Below are 15665 nucleotides of genomic sequence, written 5' to 3' on the forward strand. Positions count from 1 at the left end.
ATGGCTACCCTATCGACTTAATCTAAAATCTAAAAACTATAACGCAATAGTTTAATTAATTCTCAACCTGCAACAGAGGGATGGCTACCCTATCGACTTAATCTAAAATCTAAAAACTATAACGTAATAGTTTAATTAATTCTCAACCAAAATGGATAGAGGGCACTATACCAAATTCATGCGGAGTTATATTATGTTCGGTTAAATAGTTATTATAATTAAAGTTCGTAGTATAGCTCTCAGCCCTATCTACAGTTCGGGCTGAGAGCTATACTACAAACCATATACTTTATTATAAGTGATTATCCGAACATGATATTAAATCTTCATTAGCAAGTTAATGTTAATTATTCTGATGTTTGCTTCTGTGTACGGACGTTGCATGGAACGTCCCTAATCCCCTACTCAAGATATGGGTAGAAAAGTTTTTGATAAATGGTATTAGTATAACTTCTGACTCAACATATAATTTCCATACAAAAGAGCCTGTATCTTTGATACAAGCTCTTACAAAAAAGTCTAGGAATATTCTCTAATTTTATAGTGAATCATATTCACTAATATTTTCCCAAAGATAACTACTTAATTTCTACCTTAGCCCCTGCTTCCTCTAATTGCTTCTTAATATCTTCAGCAGCTTCTTTAGCAATACCTTCTTTCAGTGGCTTGGGTACAGATTCTACCAAATCTTTTGCTTCTTTCAGACCTAGACCTGTGATGGCACGAACAACTTTAAGAATAGCAATTTTCTTATCTGATGGAAACTCTGTTAAAATTGCATCAAATTCGGTTTGCTCTTCCTCTGGTTCTGCTGCTGCTGCTGCACCAGGTGCTCCTGGCATAGCCATAGGCATCATCATACCACCACCAGTTGCAGCAGCACTAACACCAAAAGCATCTTCAATTTGTTTAACTAATTCAGATGCTTCTAGCAGAGAAAGTGACTTAAGTTGTTCGAGAATTTCGTCAGTTTTTGCAGACATTATTAATCTCCTATTTGTTGTTAGTTTACAGTTATTTGTTTTGGATAATTTTGACTATTTATTATCTGAACTTTAGTCATAAAATTGATAAAATATCAGCCAAAAAAATCGTTTTATTTGTATAGAAGTCGAAGCAAAGGGAACAGACATTCCTAAATGCTCAAACCCAGTCAGAGATTACTTCTGACTTCGCGCCTTGCGCATAATGCTATATTAGGCAGCATCACCTTGTTGCTCTTTGTCTGAGATAGCTTTAATAGCTCTGTTTACAGAAGCTGGAACCTCATTAATACCAGTAGCAAGTTGAGTAGGTACAGCATTCAGACTAATAGCCAACTTAGTAGCTATACTGTTAATAGCACCAGCCACTTGAGCAAGTAACTCTTCCTTGGATGGCAGATCGGCGATCGCTTTGACTTGCTCTTGAGTCAGGAGTCGTCCTTCCATGACGCCACCCTTAAATTCTGTTTTCTTGGTGGCTTTTTGGAAATCTTGGTATGCCTTAATTGCACCACCAATATCATCCTTCAAGAAGAGAAAAGCATTAGAACCCGCCAGCAACTGTTCCATAGGTTGCCAGTTGCTATCTTCTTTAACAGCAATTCCCATCAAAGTATTTTTAGCAACTGAACAAGCACTACCTGTGGGTATTAGTCTCCTGCGCAGGTCTGTAATCTCACCAACAGATAGTCCTTGATAATTAATCACCAGAGTTAGCTGACTTTCACTCAAGTTTTGCTTGATATCTGCCAACATCTCCTGTTTTTGTTCTTTAGTTTTGCCCATATTTATCACCTGCCTTATAAAACTGATACAAAGCGTCACATTATGTGACAAATTGGTGTGTACGGACGTTGCATGCAACGTCCCTTGCTTCCACTGAGGCCGTCAGCGGTTGATCATCCACAGGCATTGAGGGGTCAGCCCACCGCATTTCTCAGATTCAAGCTCCTTGACAAATCAAAAGCCCTGGCAGATTTTGGTATCTGCCAGGGCTAAGAATTATCAAATCCAAATCAAGCAATTAAATTAGGGTCTTTGACAAAACCCTCTATTGTTATCTTTGAATAATTAACTCTTGAACCTCGGCAGGAAATTAAGCTATTAGCACCTACTGTCTTCAGTTCTTCAATTTTGATTGTTTAGCTTGAAAAATCTAAATAAATTTAAATTAAGCTGCTTCCGTTAATTTTAGATCCCGCAAACTATTAACCTCAATTTCAATTGATGGTCCCATCGTTGCCGATACAAATACACTACGCCAGTAGCGACCTTTTGCACCAGAAGGACGGTTGCGGTCAATACACTCTTGTAGAGCTTTTAAGTTTATCAGTAAATCTTCTGGTGAAAAAGAAGCTTTACCAAACATAACATGAACAATACCAGTTCGGTCTGCCCTAAATTCTAACTTACCTGCTTTAAATTCGTCAATTGCCTGTGTCAAGTCAAAAGTTACAGTACCGCCTTTGGGAGATGGCATTAAACCTCTCGGTCCTAGTAAACGACCTAGTTTTGCTACTTGAGGCATCACATCAGGTGTAGCGATTAATCTGTCAAATTCCATCATACCTTTACTAATTTGTTCAATTAGCTCTTCTGAACCTGCTAAGTCTGCTCCTGCTGCTAGAGCTTCATTAACTTTCTCACCTTTGGCAATGACGGCAATTCTAATTGTTTGACCTGTTCCCTTGGGCAAGGCTACTGTAGTTCGTAGTTGTTGATCTGTATATTTAGGATCTATCCCTAAACGAATATGAGCTTCTGCTGCTTCTGGAAATTTTGCTGTAGCTGTTTCTTTTAAAAGTTGAAGTGCCTCTTCTGGTTCATAAGCTCGCTCTTCTACTTTTTTTCTCAGTTCTTGTAATCTACGAGAGACTTTTTTTGGCATTTAATCCTCCTGGGGTACTTAACGAAACTCTGCTTCTCCCCCTAATATTTTTTACTTTCAGTTTGTACTCTAATTAGAAATTGGTTAATTCTATAAAATAGACATCTTGGAAAAGTTTTAATTAAATCAATTCAAGATCTGAAATAAACAATTTCATCTCCCTATTCCCTATTCCCTATTCCCTATTCCCTTACTTCTGCAAGAAGTCTAATCAATCAGCGATCGTAATACCCATATTTCTTGCTGTACCTGCCACAATTTTCATTGCAGCTTCAATGTCATTAGCATTGAGGTCTGGCATTTTTGTTTGGGCAATTTCTTGGAGTTGAGCTTGGGTAATAGAGCCTACCTTTGTCTTGTGTGGTTCACTTGACCCCCTATCCACACCTGCTGCTTTTTTGATTAATACTGCTGCAGGTGGGGTCTTTAGAACAAAGGTAAAACTACGGTCTTCATAAACTGAGATTTCTACTGGTACTACTGTACCCGCTTGGTCTGCAGTTTTGGCGTTATACTCCTTACAAAACGCCATAATATTCACACCATGCTGACCTAAAGCTGGACCAATAGGCGGAGAAGGGTTAGCCTTTCCGGCCGTAATAGCCAACTTAATCAGCGCCACGACTTTTTTTGCCATTAGTTATGCTTTTCTACCTGATTAAACTCTAATTCTACGGGCGTATCACGTCCAAAAATGGATAATAGCGCCTTCAATTTACTTCTTTCTGGACTTACCTCAATCACATCACCTTCAAAGTCTTTAAATGGCCCAGAAAGCACTGTAATGTGATCTCCTTCTGCCACTGTTACTTTTAGGACTGGCTCTTGCTCTTGAGCTCGCCTAAATATCCTATCTACCTCTGAAGGACTTAGAGGTAATGGTTTAACATGACCGCGACCCCTTCCGTAGCGACGCTTTTGTTCAGCCCCTACAAAGTTAATCACATTTGGGGTACTTTTGACAACTTGCCATGCTTCATCATCAATTCTCCATTCTTTCTGTTCCTCATTCCAATTTAGCTTCATTTGTACTAATACATAGCCAGGAAAAACTTTTTCTTCACTATGTTGGCGACTACCATCTTTACGAAGCTTAATTGCAGGTGTATGAGGAATCTCTATTTTCAATATTTTATCTGCAACATCAAGAGTTTGAATGCGCTGAGTTAAATTAGTTTTAACCCGTTTTTCACAACCAGAGGCAACTTGTACTGCATACCAGCGCAGCTCTCCTCTAGCAAACTCTTTAGTTTCTTCTCCTCCTTGGTCTGATTGTTTTTTCTCTTGTGTTTCTTCTGAATATAAATTCATCCAAACACCACCCCGGCTGCCCAACTAAAGAACTCATCTACTAGGTAAATGATTGTTGCTGAGAGAATAACCATCAATAGTACAGCAACAGACTCACTTATAAGTTGCTCTCTGCTTGGCCATACTACTTTATCTAGTTCTTCTTTTGTTTCTTGGAAAAAAGTTACAGGACTAAAACCTTCCTTATTTTCTTGTACTCTTATATCCTCTTTTTTGGCCACAATAATTGATCTCTCCCCTAAGTTTGTGATATTATTCCACCGCTCGGCTTATGCTATAACGGTAGCTCTCTCAACCTCATGGTTCAGGGTGTGGTGCTTCAAAAGCCATCTAGTTACTAAGGCTCTACAGGAAGCAACAATAAGACCCACAGAAGCTCCTTTAGACGGGTTAACGTTTAATTATATACTGAAGCACGAATGTACTAGTTTTACGTTTTCCGACCCGTCCATTATAAAGTTTCTGAGTGCCTCCCAGCAACTAAGTTTATTGCTACAAAATTAAAGATGAAAAGTACCGTTCTGCTTTATATAGCACCAGCCTCGAAGGCTGAACCTCTTTCCGTTTTTATGGTTGCTTCAAAGACTGCAATTTTCAGACCAGCTACCTTATTTAGGGTAGCAAATTTCAGGCAGAAATGCAAATCAATGTTGCATTGATCTATTCCCTCTTTTGTTCCTCCCTTTGAAAGCTATACTTTATCAACATCTTCCTGAACATAAAATTTGACAAAACAGAGAAGTTATGGATTTGCTATTCAATGGATATTTCGGCAGAGAAAATATATTTAAAAATACGTTTTTTTTCCTGCAAGCCGTAATTTGGGGAGCGCTCTCGCCACACACCCCAATCCCTCGCTTCACAAAAGGGATACCTTTGAAAGGAGGGCTAGGTGAGATGGATAACGTGGGTCTTCTGCCAATATTTTGATAAATCTTTGGGTCAGGAAAGCCGAGCTGAAATAGAGATTCCCTAAGTATTAAGATAGGTTTGGTTGGAGTCACCTGGGCATCTTAGGAAAGGAAAAAGTATTTTTAACTAACTGATTCAGCGCGCCCTGGAGGACTCGAACCCCCGACATCAGGTTTTGGAGACCTGCGTTCTACCAACTGAACTAAGAGCGCATAGTTGAGGTGTTAGATTAAATCTAATCTACCTCGACGACTTTTTTCACTATAACATAACTTTTGATCAAGTTGCAGAGAATTTTTGAGATTCTTCTTGACGCTATAAAGGACGATCAAATCTTTGCTTCACACGAGTGGCCTTACCAACACGATCTCTCAAGTAGTAGAGTTTAGCTCTACGCACCTTACCCCGACGGATTAATTTAATACTAGCAATCCTAGGAGAATGAAGCAAGAATACCCGTTCTACTCCTACACCTTGAAAAACACGACGGACTGTAATAGTTTCGTTTATCCCTCCATTCCGCATGGAAATAATCGTACCTTCGTAGGGTTGGACCCGTTCTTTTCCTCCTTCTATAATTTTGACTCCGATTTTTACAGTGTCACCTACATAAAGTTGGGGAATTTTCTTTTTCGAGCCTTGCTTGAACTTTTCTATTTCTTCAGCTTCAATCGAGGAAATTATTTCTTGGGCTTTCATCATACTTATTAAAACTCACAATCTATTATTATATATCATTGACACTCCACGCGACTTTAGTCGCGTGGATTCTTAAGTGGAATAAATTTGACGGACTTTCCTCACGTCAAATTTTACCCTTAATGGCATAGCCAAAGATGCCTCTAGTCTGTCCGGAATAAACCCATTCAGGTTACTTTTGACTCCAATATTTGCCGCACCGTTAGCATCAGCATTTATTAATTTTCCTTGCTTAGTTTTGTACAAACCACGCACTATTCGTTGGCCACTAAAACTATATTCCCTTGGATTATCAGCATTGTAAACAGGCATCTCATCCTTGTCTAGAAAACTAGCTTTAGACGTATAAGATTCCTCAAGTTCAGTGTAAGTTAGCCCGTATCTATCACACATAGCTTTTAGTTTGAACCTAAAAACATTGTGTGGTATTTGTACAAACTTCTGATTAGTTTTTTGGCCTAATTTGATATTTTTTTTCATCCCTGGATTAACACCTACAACAATATTGGATATACTGTTATCTATGCACCAGTTGATTAAATATCTAGCAGCTTTATTTAAGTAATCTCTAACTTTATTGTTTCGATTTACTGTAATGCTAACTTGCTTTTTGGTTAAATTTTTAATACCTTGCTTATCCTTTAGAGATTGTAATCTAGCATTTTCTTTGTTGTACCACTGATTAATTGATTTAAGTTTTCTACCGTCCAAAATAAACGATGACCCAGTATTTGATACACAAGTTGCTAAATTGTCTAAACCAAGGTCTATTGCTAGTGCATTATTAGATTTTACTACTGGCCTTGGTTCCTCTTCTGTAATAAATTCTACTTCAAAAAACCTGGCATTAAATCTAGGAATTATCCTAACTTCCTTGAGATTCTTATCAGCTAATCTTGCAGGAAAAGGGATTTTTACTAAACCATATTCAGCCTTAAATTTCCTAGACATTGGGATATTGAAATATCCATCTTTTACCTGAATTCGAGGTATTATTAGAGGGAAATAACCTTCCTTATTTAGATATCTAGGTAATTGTATTTGCTCAAACCTATATAGTCCTTCTTGAGTTTTTTGGATTAAGTTAAAAAACGACTTAAAAGACCTATCTACAACTTTTAAAGTTTGTTGTGCAATATCAGTTTGAAGTAGCCGATAATTTTCATTATCTTTGCAGTAATGGTAATTTGACTCGTATCTTAGATATCCACCCTCAGCAAAATAGAATTGTCGCACAGAATAAAGCCCTACATTGTACATATTTTTGGACAATCTGCACAATTGTCTCAAGGCTTTAAATTCTTGGCTAGACAAATTTCTAATTTTGTTCTTTTGGGTTAAATACATAATTTGGTTTTCGCCGTATAATAACTATTATAGCGAAAACCTTCATAGACGTCAAGGCAATTGCGCTTTATTACCCGCGCCCGTCGTTTTCCTCCAGCCATTAAAACAGGCTGGTTTCACACTTACCGAAAAATTAAGATGAATACTCAACCTTCAAATCAGGGAGCCGAAACTCCTCAATCAGCAGAAGAAGTCCTGAAGTTAGTGATTCAAGACTTGGACAGTTTTCGTCAAAATTTGGCAAATCAGTTAGGCCAAGATGTAAACAGACTAAGAGTAGAGAAAGAACAGCTTAATGAGGATGTAAATAGATTACGGAAACAATATGAACAGTTGCAATCTCAACAACTAGAATCTCTGTCTCAGCGACAAATAGCACAGCAACAATTATGGCTCAAACAGTTAGCCCAAGTTCTGGCCAATAATTTGCAACAACAGTTAGGCCATAAAATTAGAGAGTTAAGGGAGAATGTTGACCCAGGATTACAACCAGGATTACAACCAGGTGTTTTTCCAGGAGGAGAATTACCAATGACTAATCCTCCAGATAACTATTATGAGTCTGCTAATGAGTTGGAATATTCTTTGTCTGCTACTTTGAGCAGAACATTTGACAGCCTAAAACAGGAGTTGGACAGTTACGAAAGTGACCTTTCTGTGCAACTAAATAATATGCGTGGTATGGAACAGCAGGGTGAGGTCATTCTAGAAACTTTGGTCAGTCGCCTTCAGGCACAGCTAGAAAGAAATAATGCAGTTTCATCAGGAAATTATCAAACTTCTCAGTCTGGGTCTAGGAACTCAGTAAATACTACTTCTAGTGAAACATCAACTCCTGTTGAGTCACCTGTGGAGTCCCCAGAAAAACAGCCTGTACCTAAACCTGAATCTACTACTAAACCTCAAAAGTCTGCTTCTCAAGTTCAGGTTGGTTTAACTTTGGCTTTACTTTCAGCAGCATTGCTATCTTTATTTAATGTTTGTGTCAAGATTATTTTCAATACAGTACCACAACCACATCAAATTTTTGGTGGTTTATTTTCAATGCCAGGATTAATAAATCCTAGCTTTGGTAATTCTTTATTAATTTTATTAGTACGGCTGATAGTAGTAATGTTATTGATGCCGATAGTAGCGACATTTCTGTATCCTGCTGTTTGGAGTGATATTGAGCGTTTCATCAAATCCAAAGATTTTTCCTTATGGTGGAAAGTTATTGGTAGTGCTTTCTTTTTGTTCTTATCTCAGGTATTAATATATATTTCTATTGGTAATATACCTACTGGTATTGCCATTACAATTTTCTTTATTTATCCAATTATTACTGTCTTATTATCTTGGGGATTATTTGGCGATCGCCCTTCTCTTGTCAGAATTTGTGCGATGGTTATTATTGGTTTGGGAGCAATTTTAGTTCTTCCTAGTGGAGCTGGTAATTATCAACAAGGAGTTTTGGCTGGAGTAGGTGCTGGTATTACTTTTTCTGGATATGTTTTACTAACACAAATGTCCGCAGGAAAGCTTCATCCTATTCCCTTTAGTTTAATTAATTTTGCTGGGATTTTTGTATTTTCTGCTTTGGGTTTAATGATGCCTAAACCTGTAGAATGGTCAGCTAATATCGATCCTACTGTGTGGTCTGGTTTAATTGTTGGTGGTATTATTCTAGGAATTTTAACACTTTCTAGCTATGTATTAAATAGTTTTGCTATTAGATTTGCCGGAGCGGCAAGAGCATCTATTGTTGGTACTTTTGGTCCGGCTTTAACTGCTTTAATTGCCCTTTTGACTATTGGAGAAGTATTGGGAATAAAACAGGTTTTTGGCATGATATTGGTAATTATTGGTGTTGCTGCAATGAGTTTTGAAAGAATGTTTGGAGCCAAGCAAAAGACAAGTTAAAAAATTTAGTTATCAGTTATCAGTACCTCCTAAAAATGGCTATGTTTTATATAATTGATAATTAATAATTAGATAAGCTAAGACACTTTTAAACTGGGTATTAGCAAACTAGGGAAGAAACCGTCAAATCCTACCCCATCTCCCTATCCCCCCATCTCCCCATCAGCGAAAATAACCAATTTAGATGCTTAACAGCTTATACGCGGTGTGCAACTTTCTACTAAAATACAACGGCTTATTGCCATAAGACTGAAAAGGTTATTTTCATAACTACTTAAATTCCGTAAGTTGAGAAAAGTTACACATGGGGTTAGAGATAGTTTTCATTATCAATTATTCATTGATATATGCAGTCAGTTATGATTTTTGAGAAGAGGATATAAATGGTATTGTCATTATATTAAACTTTGTTCATGCAGGACTTCTCACATCTCATTCCTGATTGCTATAGTTTTCATTATCAATTATCCATTATCCATTATTCAATGTACGGTTTCCACGAACTAGCACTCTACACTATCGAGTGCTAAATTTTTATTTGGAAGCAATAGGAGAAATTATATGGCCAAAATTGTAGAGTTTGATGATAAGTCCAGACGCGCTCTAGAAAGAGGAATCAATAGTTTAGCTGATGCAGTCCGCATAACTATGGGTCCAAAGGGTAGAAATGTATTATTAGAGAAAAAATTTGGCGCTCCCCAGATTGTTAATGATGGGATTACCGTAGCGAAGGATATTGAATTAGAAGATCCTCTAGAAAATACTGGAGCTAGATTAATCCAAGAAGTGGCATCTAAAACTAAAGATATTGCTGGAGATGGCACAACTACCGCTACAGTTTTAGCTCAATCTATGATTAAAGAAGGTCTCAAAAATGTAGCTGCTGGGGCGAACCCAGTAGCAGTGCGTAAAGGGATTGAGAAAACTGTTAATCAGCTAGTCAAAGAAATAGAAACAGTTGCTAAACCAGTAGAAGGAGAAGCGATCGCTCAGGTTGCCACAGTTTCTGCAGGTGGTGATGCAGAAGTAGGGAAAATGATTTCTGAAGCAATGGAGAAAGTTACCAAGGATGGGGTAATTACTGTTGAAGAATCTAAGTCCCTTTCTACAGAATTGGAAGTTGTAGAAGGAATGCAAATTGACCGTGGTTATCTTTCCCCTTATTTTGTGACTGACCAAGAGCGGTTGGTTGTGGAATTTGAAAATGCTCGGATCTTAATTACTGATAAGAAAATTAGTTCTATTCAGGATTTAGTAGCGGTACTGGAAAAGGTTGCTCGTGCTGGTCAAGCTTTATTGATTATTGCTGAGGATATTGAAGGGGAAGCTTTAGCTACTTTGGTGGTGAATAAAGCACGGGGTGTATTGAATGTTGCTGCTGTGAAAGCTCCTGGTTTTGGCGATCGCCGTAAAGCAATGCTGCAAGATATTGCTATTTTGACAGGTGGTCAACTTATTTCGGAAGAGGTTGGTCTGAGTCTAGAGATGGCAGACTTGGATATGATGGGTGTTGGTCGCAAAATTTCTATTAATAAAGATAATACAACTATTGTTGCTGGTGGAGAAACAGCAGAAGAAGTGAAAAAGCGGATAGGTCAAATTCGCAAACAACTTGAAGAGAGCGACTCTGATTATGACAAAGAGAAATTACAAGAGCGGATCGCTAAATTAGCTGGTGGGGTAGCAGTAATTAAAGTTGGTGCTGCTACAGAAACCGAACTCAAAGATCGGAAGTTACGCATTGAAGATGCTTTGAATGCGACAAAAGCTGCTGTGGAAGAAGGTATTGTTCCTGGTGGTGGTACTACTTTAATTAACTTGTCTACTAAGATTGATGAGCTAAAAAGTAGCTTAACAGATGAAGAGCAAATTGGTGCTGATATTGTGAAGCGTGCTTTAGAAGCTCCTTTGCGTCAAATTGCTGATAATTCTGGTGCAGAAGGTTCGGTAGTTGTAGAGAAAGTACGTTCTACTGATTTTAGTGTTGGTTACAATGCGATAACTGGCGAATACGAAGATATGATTAGTGCTGGTATTCTTGACCCGGCGATGGTGGTACGTTCCGCGTTGCAAAATGCAGGTTCCATCGCTGGTATGGTATTAACTACTGAAGCTGTTGTTGTCGAGAAACCTGAGAAGAAAGCTGCTGGCCCTGATATGGATGGCGGCATGGGCGGCATGGGTGGCATGGGCGGCATGGGCGGCATGGGTGGCATGGGTATGCCTGGCATGGGAATGATGTAATTTATAGCTATCAGCTATCAGCTATTGCTTGTACAGGGTTTCCAATTTTATTAATGTCTTAACACTTTTCTGTAGTGTTATGTACAAGTAGCCTGTTTATAGATGGGTGTGCTACTAAAGCACACCCATAATTATTTTGTACCACAAGCTTCCAGCTTGTCCACTTAAGGATTTGCAATTTATAGCGGTTTTCACAAAGGTAGACTACAAAACTTCTGCCTTCTGCAGTCTGCCTTCTGCCTTTAAGCCAAAATCTCTGTATTCTATGTTAATAAAAAGCGCTATAATAAAGTAGCAATTTTTATTATAAAAAAACCATGGCTGTCATTGCGAGGCGGTGATATTAGACTCAACCTCAATTTTAAAGAGTTAAGGAAGCCGAAGCAATCTCTATTAGACCTCTCTGGAAAATAGGGAACAGGGAGCAGCAAGAAGTAATATCATGTCCGGATAATCAGTGATAAAACAATACGGTTCAGTTAAGGATTTTTTTGACAGTTCTGTAGTCTGAAAAGCCTATCTAATGGTTCCATATCATAGGAGTTTTCGTCTTAAATGAACCGTATTGCGTTATAAGCGATTGAAGTTTGATTCATCTGTTGGACAATAGTTAGGGCTGGCTAATTTAATCTAAAACTGTTTACATTCTAAAGGTTTGAGGATTTATTTTGGAAAAAAGTAGGCATAGTTCGCCTTAAGGAAACCTAACAACAACCTTGTATATGTTGGGTTTCGCAGGCTCAACCCAACCTACGTTATAAGCGATTGATGTTTGATTCATCTATTGGACAATAGTTAGGGCTGGCTAATTCAATCTAAAAGTATTTACAGATAAAGGTTTAAGGATTTATTTGGTAAAAAATTAGCGTTCTAACATCCGTTCCCCGAGAGCAAACGCTGATTTTTGCGATAATTGATGTTTAATTCATCTATTAGACAATAGTTAGGGCTGGCTAATTCAATTAACTCCTCAATGACTTCTCTAAACAGTAAATTGCGTAATGTAAGATTGGCTAGGTGAAGTAGTAATGTAGGGTTACATCAGCATCTATCTGTAACTTGTTCAGGACTTACGCAAAGACACTATATATAGCGTATGGCAAATAGAGCGATCGCTTTTAAAAAATGTAGCGATCGCCTCAAGACAAATACCATTGTCAAAACAAGGGTAAAAAACACCTATAAAATAAAAATAGCCCTGAATTTTATTGTGGGCTTTTTCAGTTCTTGGAGCAGATAATCTGAGAGTAATTCATGTTTGACTTGATAAATAGTTTTTCCTATTTTCACTGCTAATATGCATAAGAAATTCCAGACTAACATAGCACAGGCTATGTGATTTTTTTGAATGTCCCTGAGACGACATTGACAAAATTCGCTTGCGTGTTAATTGCTTAATTTCTCTGTGAAATTCTTCTATTTTCCATCTAGTTTGAGATTCAAATTCTACAGCATAAATGCGAAGATTGACCTAAGTCATTAGTGACAATATATTCTGTTCTGTTGGTAGAAACAGTTGCCCAGAATAGCTTGACTGTCTTGAGTGCGTCTTACATTCTGAGGAAACCTCAGAATTACGCACTCGCTTTTTTATCTCTCGGAAAACCTTTGATTTTAATTATTTTACCTGATATTTTTTCTGAGGAGTTCCAACTTAATTCTCCTATGTTTTTATATTTTTCTACACCACCAGTATCATCGACTAAACGATTTATTTTTAAGGGACAGTAATAAATTTTTCCTAAGTTATCTATTAATCCCATTAATCTTTGTGTTGCATACCAACTATCCATTAACACAGTCTTAAATGGTAATTTTTTATTATTTACCACATTTAATATCATTTCTTCAACATGATCTATTTTGGTTTTATTATCAGTATCTGGGTCATAAATTCGATAATCTATAAGCCAAAATTGTTCTATTTTTGGATTAAAATATATACAATTTACTATCCCTATACCACGAATTACTTGATGCTGATTACCACTATACTGTCGCCGGACTAACTCAATTTTATTACCATATTCCTTGTTGATAACTGTATCATCAAAGATTAAATAGCCATCTGTATTAGGCACAATTTCTTTTTGAACATTTCTCCATAAATCTTGAGAATCAAATTTTTCTATTCTCAAATAACGATTTATCTTGTCATGGCTAATATTTTCTAGGTGATTTGCTAAGTTTGTAATAGTATAATTTGTATGAGAATTAAGTAAATATTGGTATGGGATCAATATAGTTAAAATTCATATTGTTAGCTAAAATTAACAATAATATAATTTTATAATAATTGAAAGTATTTTGGCAAAATTTGTTTACAATTAGCAACATCTACATATTTGAGAACAAACTATATCTAATGTCTTTGCATAAGTTATGATGATTTTCTTGTTTAGGCGATCGCTTAAAAAAAAATGTAGCGACCGCTCTATTTGCCATACGCTATATATAGTGTCTTTGCGTAAGTCCTGTTGTTGTTATACAGACTAATTTGTCTATTGATTCTTATGGAACATTTACTTCTGTTACTGTTATTAGTACCCATCCAGGTGATTCTAACAAGATGGATTTTTGGCATTGGTTGGATTGTTGCTAACTTGGAAAAAATTCAATCATCTATTGAAGAGATTATCAAAGAAAATAAGTCAACTCAAATTAAATATGACCGAATCATCAAACAGCAAGAGACAATCATTAATCTAAACGCCGAGAGAAATAATCGGCAAGCTGAAATGATTGATTTATTGGAAGAAACTAAGCTGTAGTGACTCCGGTGGTGGCGGTGACTTTGGTGGCTGTAATGGTCGGTTTTAATATCAGGCTTTAAATGTCGCTCATTGCCTCATGAAAATGTTCAAATATCACCCATAGACCCTTAAATTTCCTACTCTAGGGGTGATATTTAATCACAGGTTTAGCGTTGTTAACTGGGTTTCAAAATTGTGCTTGAGTTCCAGTTTGGGGTTATTTCTATTATTTGACATTGAAGAAATTTTTAGAGGCTGTTTGAAAAGTATAAGAGAGAGTAAAAAAGCTCACACGGGGTAAAGTATGATTAAGGAAAAATACACACAAGGCCGTGAGAGCAATAAGCTAAATAATCCATAACAATTTGAGCAACACGCACTCTGGGTATTCTTTGTAGTCGTGGTGGTTGATTCTCCTCTATTTTTATATGAGGATAGTTAATTTTTGCAGTCATAGTTTTTGGAGATATTTTAGATTAATTATTATTAATATTATAGTTGGGTTTCGCCAGCTCAACCCAACCTACGGGAAAATTGATATAGGGAATAGGGAATAGAGCTAGAATAATTTGTGCTAATATTATAGCACAATATTTAAGGGAATAAAAATTATGTCAGAACTACAAGAATTAAGAAAAAAAGCTCTGAATTTATCAGTGAGCGATCGCCTGTTATTACTCAAGGCCATTGCAGATTCTTTGAACCGAGAACTTCGCCCTCGTCCACAGTTACCCCCAGAGTTCTTAGACAAGTTCCGAGGTATAGGAAAAACAGATAACCCACCTCCAACTGATGCTGAAGTTGAGGCGATGCTTGAAGAACGTTTAGTGGAGAAATATCTAAAATGAGGGTATTAATAGATACTAATATCGTTCTAGATTTTGTCTTAGAGAGAGAGCCTTTTTTGAATGATGCTAATGCTTTATTTGAAGCTCTAAGACTTCAGCAAATAGAAGGATATGTCACAGCAACAACTTTAACTAATATTTTCTACATTGTCAGAAAACAAACTAAAAGTTTTGAACGAGCAAGAGAAGCAGTAGCTATGACATTAGCATTAATGGAAATTTGCGACGTTAATCGTAATATTTTAGAAACTGCTTTTGCTTCTAATTTGAAAGACTTTGAAGATGGAGTCCAGTTAGCTTGTGCTTATGCTGAGAATGTTGATGCTATTGTTACTCGTAATGCTGATGATTTTGCTGGTGCAAGTTTGCCTATTTTGTCAGTTCAACAGTTATTTGAACAGATGAATAATTCTTGAGTAATATTATGTTTAGATAATTAGTTATAAAAAAGTCTTTGTTTGTAGTTGCGCTTTAGCGCTGCTAATAGACTGTTTCATCTTAAATAGTGCAATAGTAGGGGCGGGTTTCAGCGGAAATTTTCATGCTTACTGTAAGATTTACATAAACCCGCCCCTAGGACAGTGTGTTACATCATTGGGGGCGGGTTTATCTGACTCAAGCGGAAATTTTCATGCTTACTGTAAGATTTACATAAACCCGCCCCTAGGAAAGTGTGTTATATCATGTCCGGATAATCAGTGATAAAAAAACTTTATCCCTTCTAACCTTTTCTTCCCTTCTGCCTTATGCCTCTCTTGGTGCGCGTTCCCTTGCGCCT

Annotated in this window: 14 protein-coding genes, 1 tRNA gene, 1 pseudogene and 1 other annotated feature; of the genes and pseudogenes, 5 read left to right on the forward strand and 11 right to left on the reverse strand. The window is 37.1% G+C overall.

What is annotated here, in order from left to right; all coding sequences use genetic code 11:
- Nucleotides 1–578: 578 nt before the first annotated feature.
- The 9 genes from rplL to ACP6PM_RS14020 all read right to left on the reverse strand — a co-directional run bounded on the left by rplL (nt 579) and on the right by ACP6PM_RS14020 (nt 7140).
- Nucleotides 579–983 (reverse strand): 50S ribosomal protein L7/L12, encoded by a 405-nt coding sequence (rplL, locus tag ACP6PM_RS13980; protein ID WP_293092328.1) that lies wholly within the window; start codon nt 981–983, stop codon nt 579–581.
- 213 nt (nt 984–1196) lie between these two features.
- The gene (rplJ, locus tag ACP6PM_RS13985) at nt 1197–1769 is read right to left on the reverse strand and encodes a 50S ribosomal protein L10 (protein ID WP_426585564.1); all 573 of its coding nucleotides are present in this window, start codon (nt 1767–1769) and stop codon (nt 1197–1199) included.
- 165 nt (nt 1770–1934) lie between these two features.
- Nucleotides 1935–2125: a sequence feature (ribosomal protein L10 leader region), on the reverse strand.
- Between the two features lie 29 nt (nt 2126–2154).
- Nucleotides 2155–2871, reverse strand: a complete 717-nt coding sequence (rplA, locus tag ACP6PM_RS13990; protein ID WP_426585566.1) for a 50S ribosomal protein L1 — start codon at nt 2869–2871, stop codon at nt 2155–2157.
- Between the two features lie 211 nt (nt 2872–3082).
- A complete protein-coding gene (rplK, locus tag ACP6PM_RS13995; RefSeq protein WP_094673750.1) occupies nt 3083–3508 on the reverse strand; it encodes a 50S ribosomal protein L11 in 426 nt (141 codons plus the stop codon).
- Nucleotides 3508–4182: a transcription termination/antitermination protein NusG gene (nusG, locus tag ACP6PM_RS14000; RefSeq protein WP_426585567.1), complete on the reverse strand. Its 675-nt coding sequence runs from the start codon at nt 4180–4182 to the stop codon at nt 3508–3510. Before nusG ends, rplK begins: the two co-directional genes overlap by 1 nt.
- Nucleotides 4179–4403, reverse strand: a complete 225-nt coding sequence (gene secE, locus ACP6PM_RS14005) for a preprotein translocase subunit SecE (protein ID WP_293092315.1) — start codon at nt 4401–4403, stop codon at nt 4179–4181. Before secE ends, nusG begins: the two co-directional genes overlap by 4 nt.
- A gap of 830 nt (nt 4404–5233) precedes the next feature.
- Nucleotides 5234–5306: transfer RNA gene (locus tag ACP6PM_RS14010), tRNA-Trp, on the reverse strand.
- A 103-nt stretch (nt 5307–5409) separates the two neighbouring features.
- A complete protein-coding gene (rplS, locus tag ACP6PM_RS14015) occupies nt 5410–5793 on the reverse strand; it encodes a 50S ribosomal protein L19 (RefSeq protein ID WP_293092340.1) in 384 nt (127 codons plus the stop codon).
- 72 nt (nt 5794–5865) lie between these two features.
- Nucleotides 5866–7140 carry an RNA-guided endonuclease InsQ/TnpB family protein gene (locus ACP6PM_RS14020; RefSeq protein ID WP_426585569.1) on the reverse strand — a complete coding sequence of 425 codons (1275 nt, stop codon included), beginning with the start codon at nt 7138–7140 and terminating at the stop codon, nt 5866–5868.
- A gap of 138 nt (nt 7141–7278) precedes the next feature.
- Here ACP6PM_RS14020 and ACP6PM_RS14025 point away from each other — a divergent pair, with 138 nt between their 5' ends.
- A complete protein-coding gene (locus tag ACP6PM_RS14025) occupies nt 7279–9042 on the forward strand; it encodes a DMT family transporter (RefSeq protein ID WP_426585571.1) in 1764 nt (587 codons plus the stop codon).
- 561 nt (nt 9043–9603) lie between these two features.
- On the forward strand, nt 9604–11286 hold the full coding sequence (gene groL, locus ACP6PM_RS14030; RefSeq protein ID WP_426585573.1) for a chaperonin GroEL: 1683 nt from the start codon (nt 9604–9606) through the stop codon (nt 11284–11286).
- 1179 nt (nt 11287–12465) lie between these two features.
- On the opposite strand, the pseudogene ACP6PM_RS14035 reads toward groL, so the two are convergent.
- A pseudogene (locus ACP6PM_RS14035) lies at nt 12466–13538 on the reverse strand (IS701 family transposase).
- A 261-nt stretch (nt 13539–13799) separates the two neighbouring features.
- Here ACP6PM_RS14035 and ACP6PM_RS14040 point away from each other — a divergent pair.
- Nucleotides 13800–14057 (forward strand): hypothetical protein, encoded by a 258-nt coding sequence (locus ACP6PM_RS14040; RefSeq protein ID WP_426585575.1) that lies wholly within the window; start codon nt 13800–13802, stop codon nt 14055–14057.
- Nucleotides 14058–14347: 290 nt separating this feature from the next.
- On the opposite strand, the gene ACP6PM_RS14045 is transcribed toward ACP6PM_RS14040, so the two are convergent.
- A complete protein-coding gene (locus ACP6PM_RS14045; protein ID WP_426585577.1) occupies nt 14348–14494 on the reverse strand; it encodes a hypothetical protein in 147 nt (48 codons plus the stop codon).
- Nucleotides 14495–14650: 156 nt separating this feature from the next.
- Here ACP6PM_RS14045 and ACP6PM_RS14050 point away from each other — a divergent pair, with 156 nt between their 5' ends.
- A complete protein-coding gene (locus ACP6PM_RS14050) occupies nt 14651–14887 on the forward strand; it encodes a hypothetical protein (RefSeq protein WP_426585579.1) in 237 nt (78 codons plus the stop codon).
- Nucleotides 14884–15303, forward strand: coding sequence for a PIN domain-containing protein (locus tag ACP6PM_RS14055; protein WP_426585581.1), 420 nt, complete (start codon nt 14884–14886; stop codon nt 15301–15303). Before ACP6PM_RS14050 ends, ACP6PM_RS14055 begins: the two co-directional genes overlap by 4 nt.
- Nucleotides 15304–15665 lie beyond the last annotated feature (362 nt).

The sequence above is a fragment of the Dapis brunnea BLCC-M229 genome (assembly GCF_050015995.1).
Classification (GTDB): Bacteria; Cyanobacteriota; Cyanobacteriia; order Cyanobacteriales; family Microcoleaceae; genus Trichodesmium.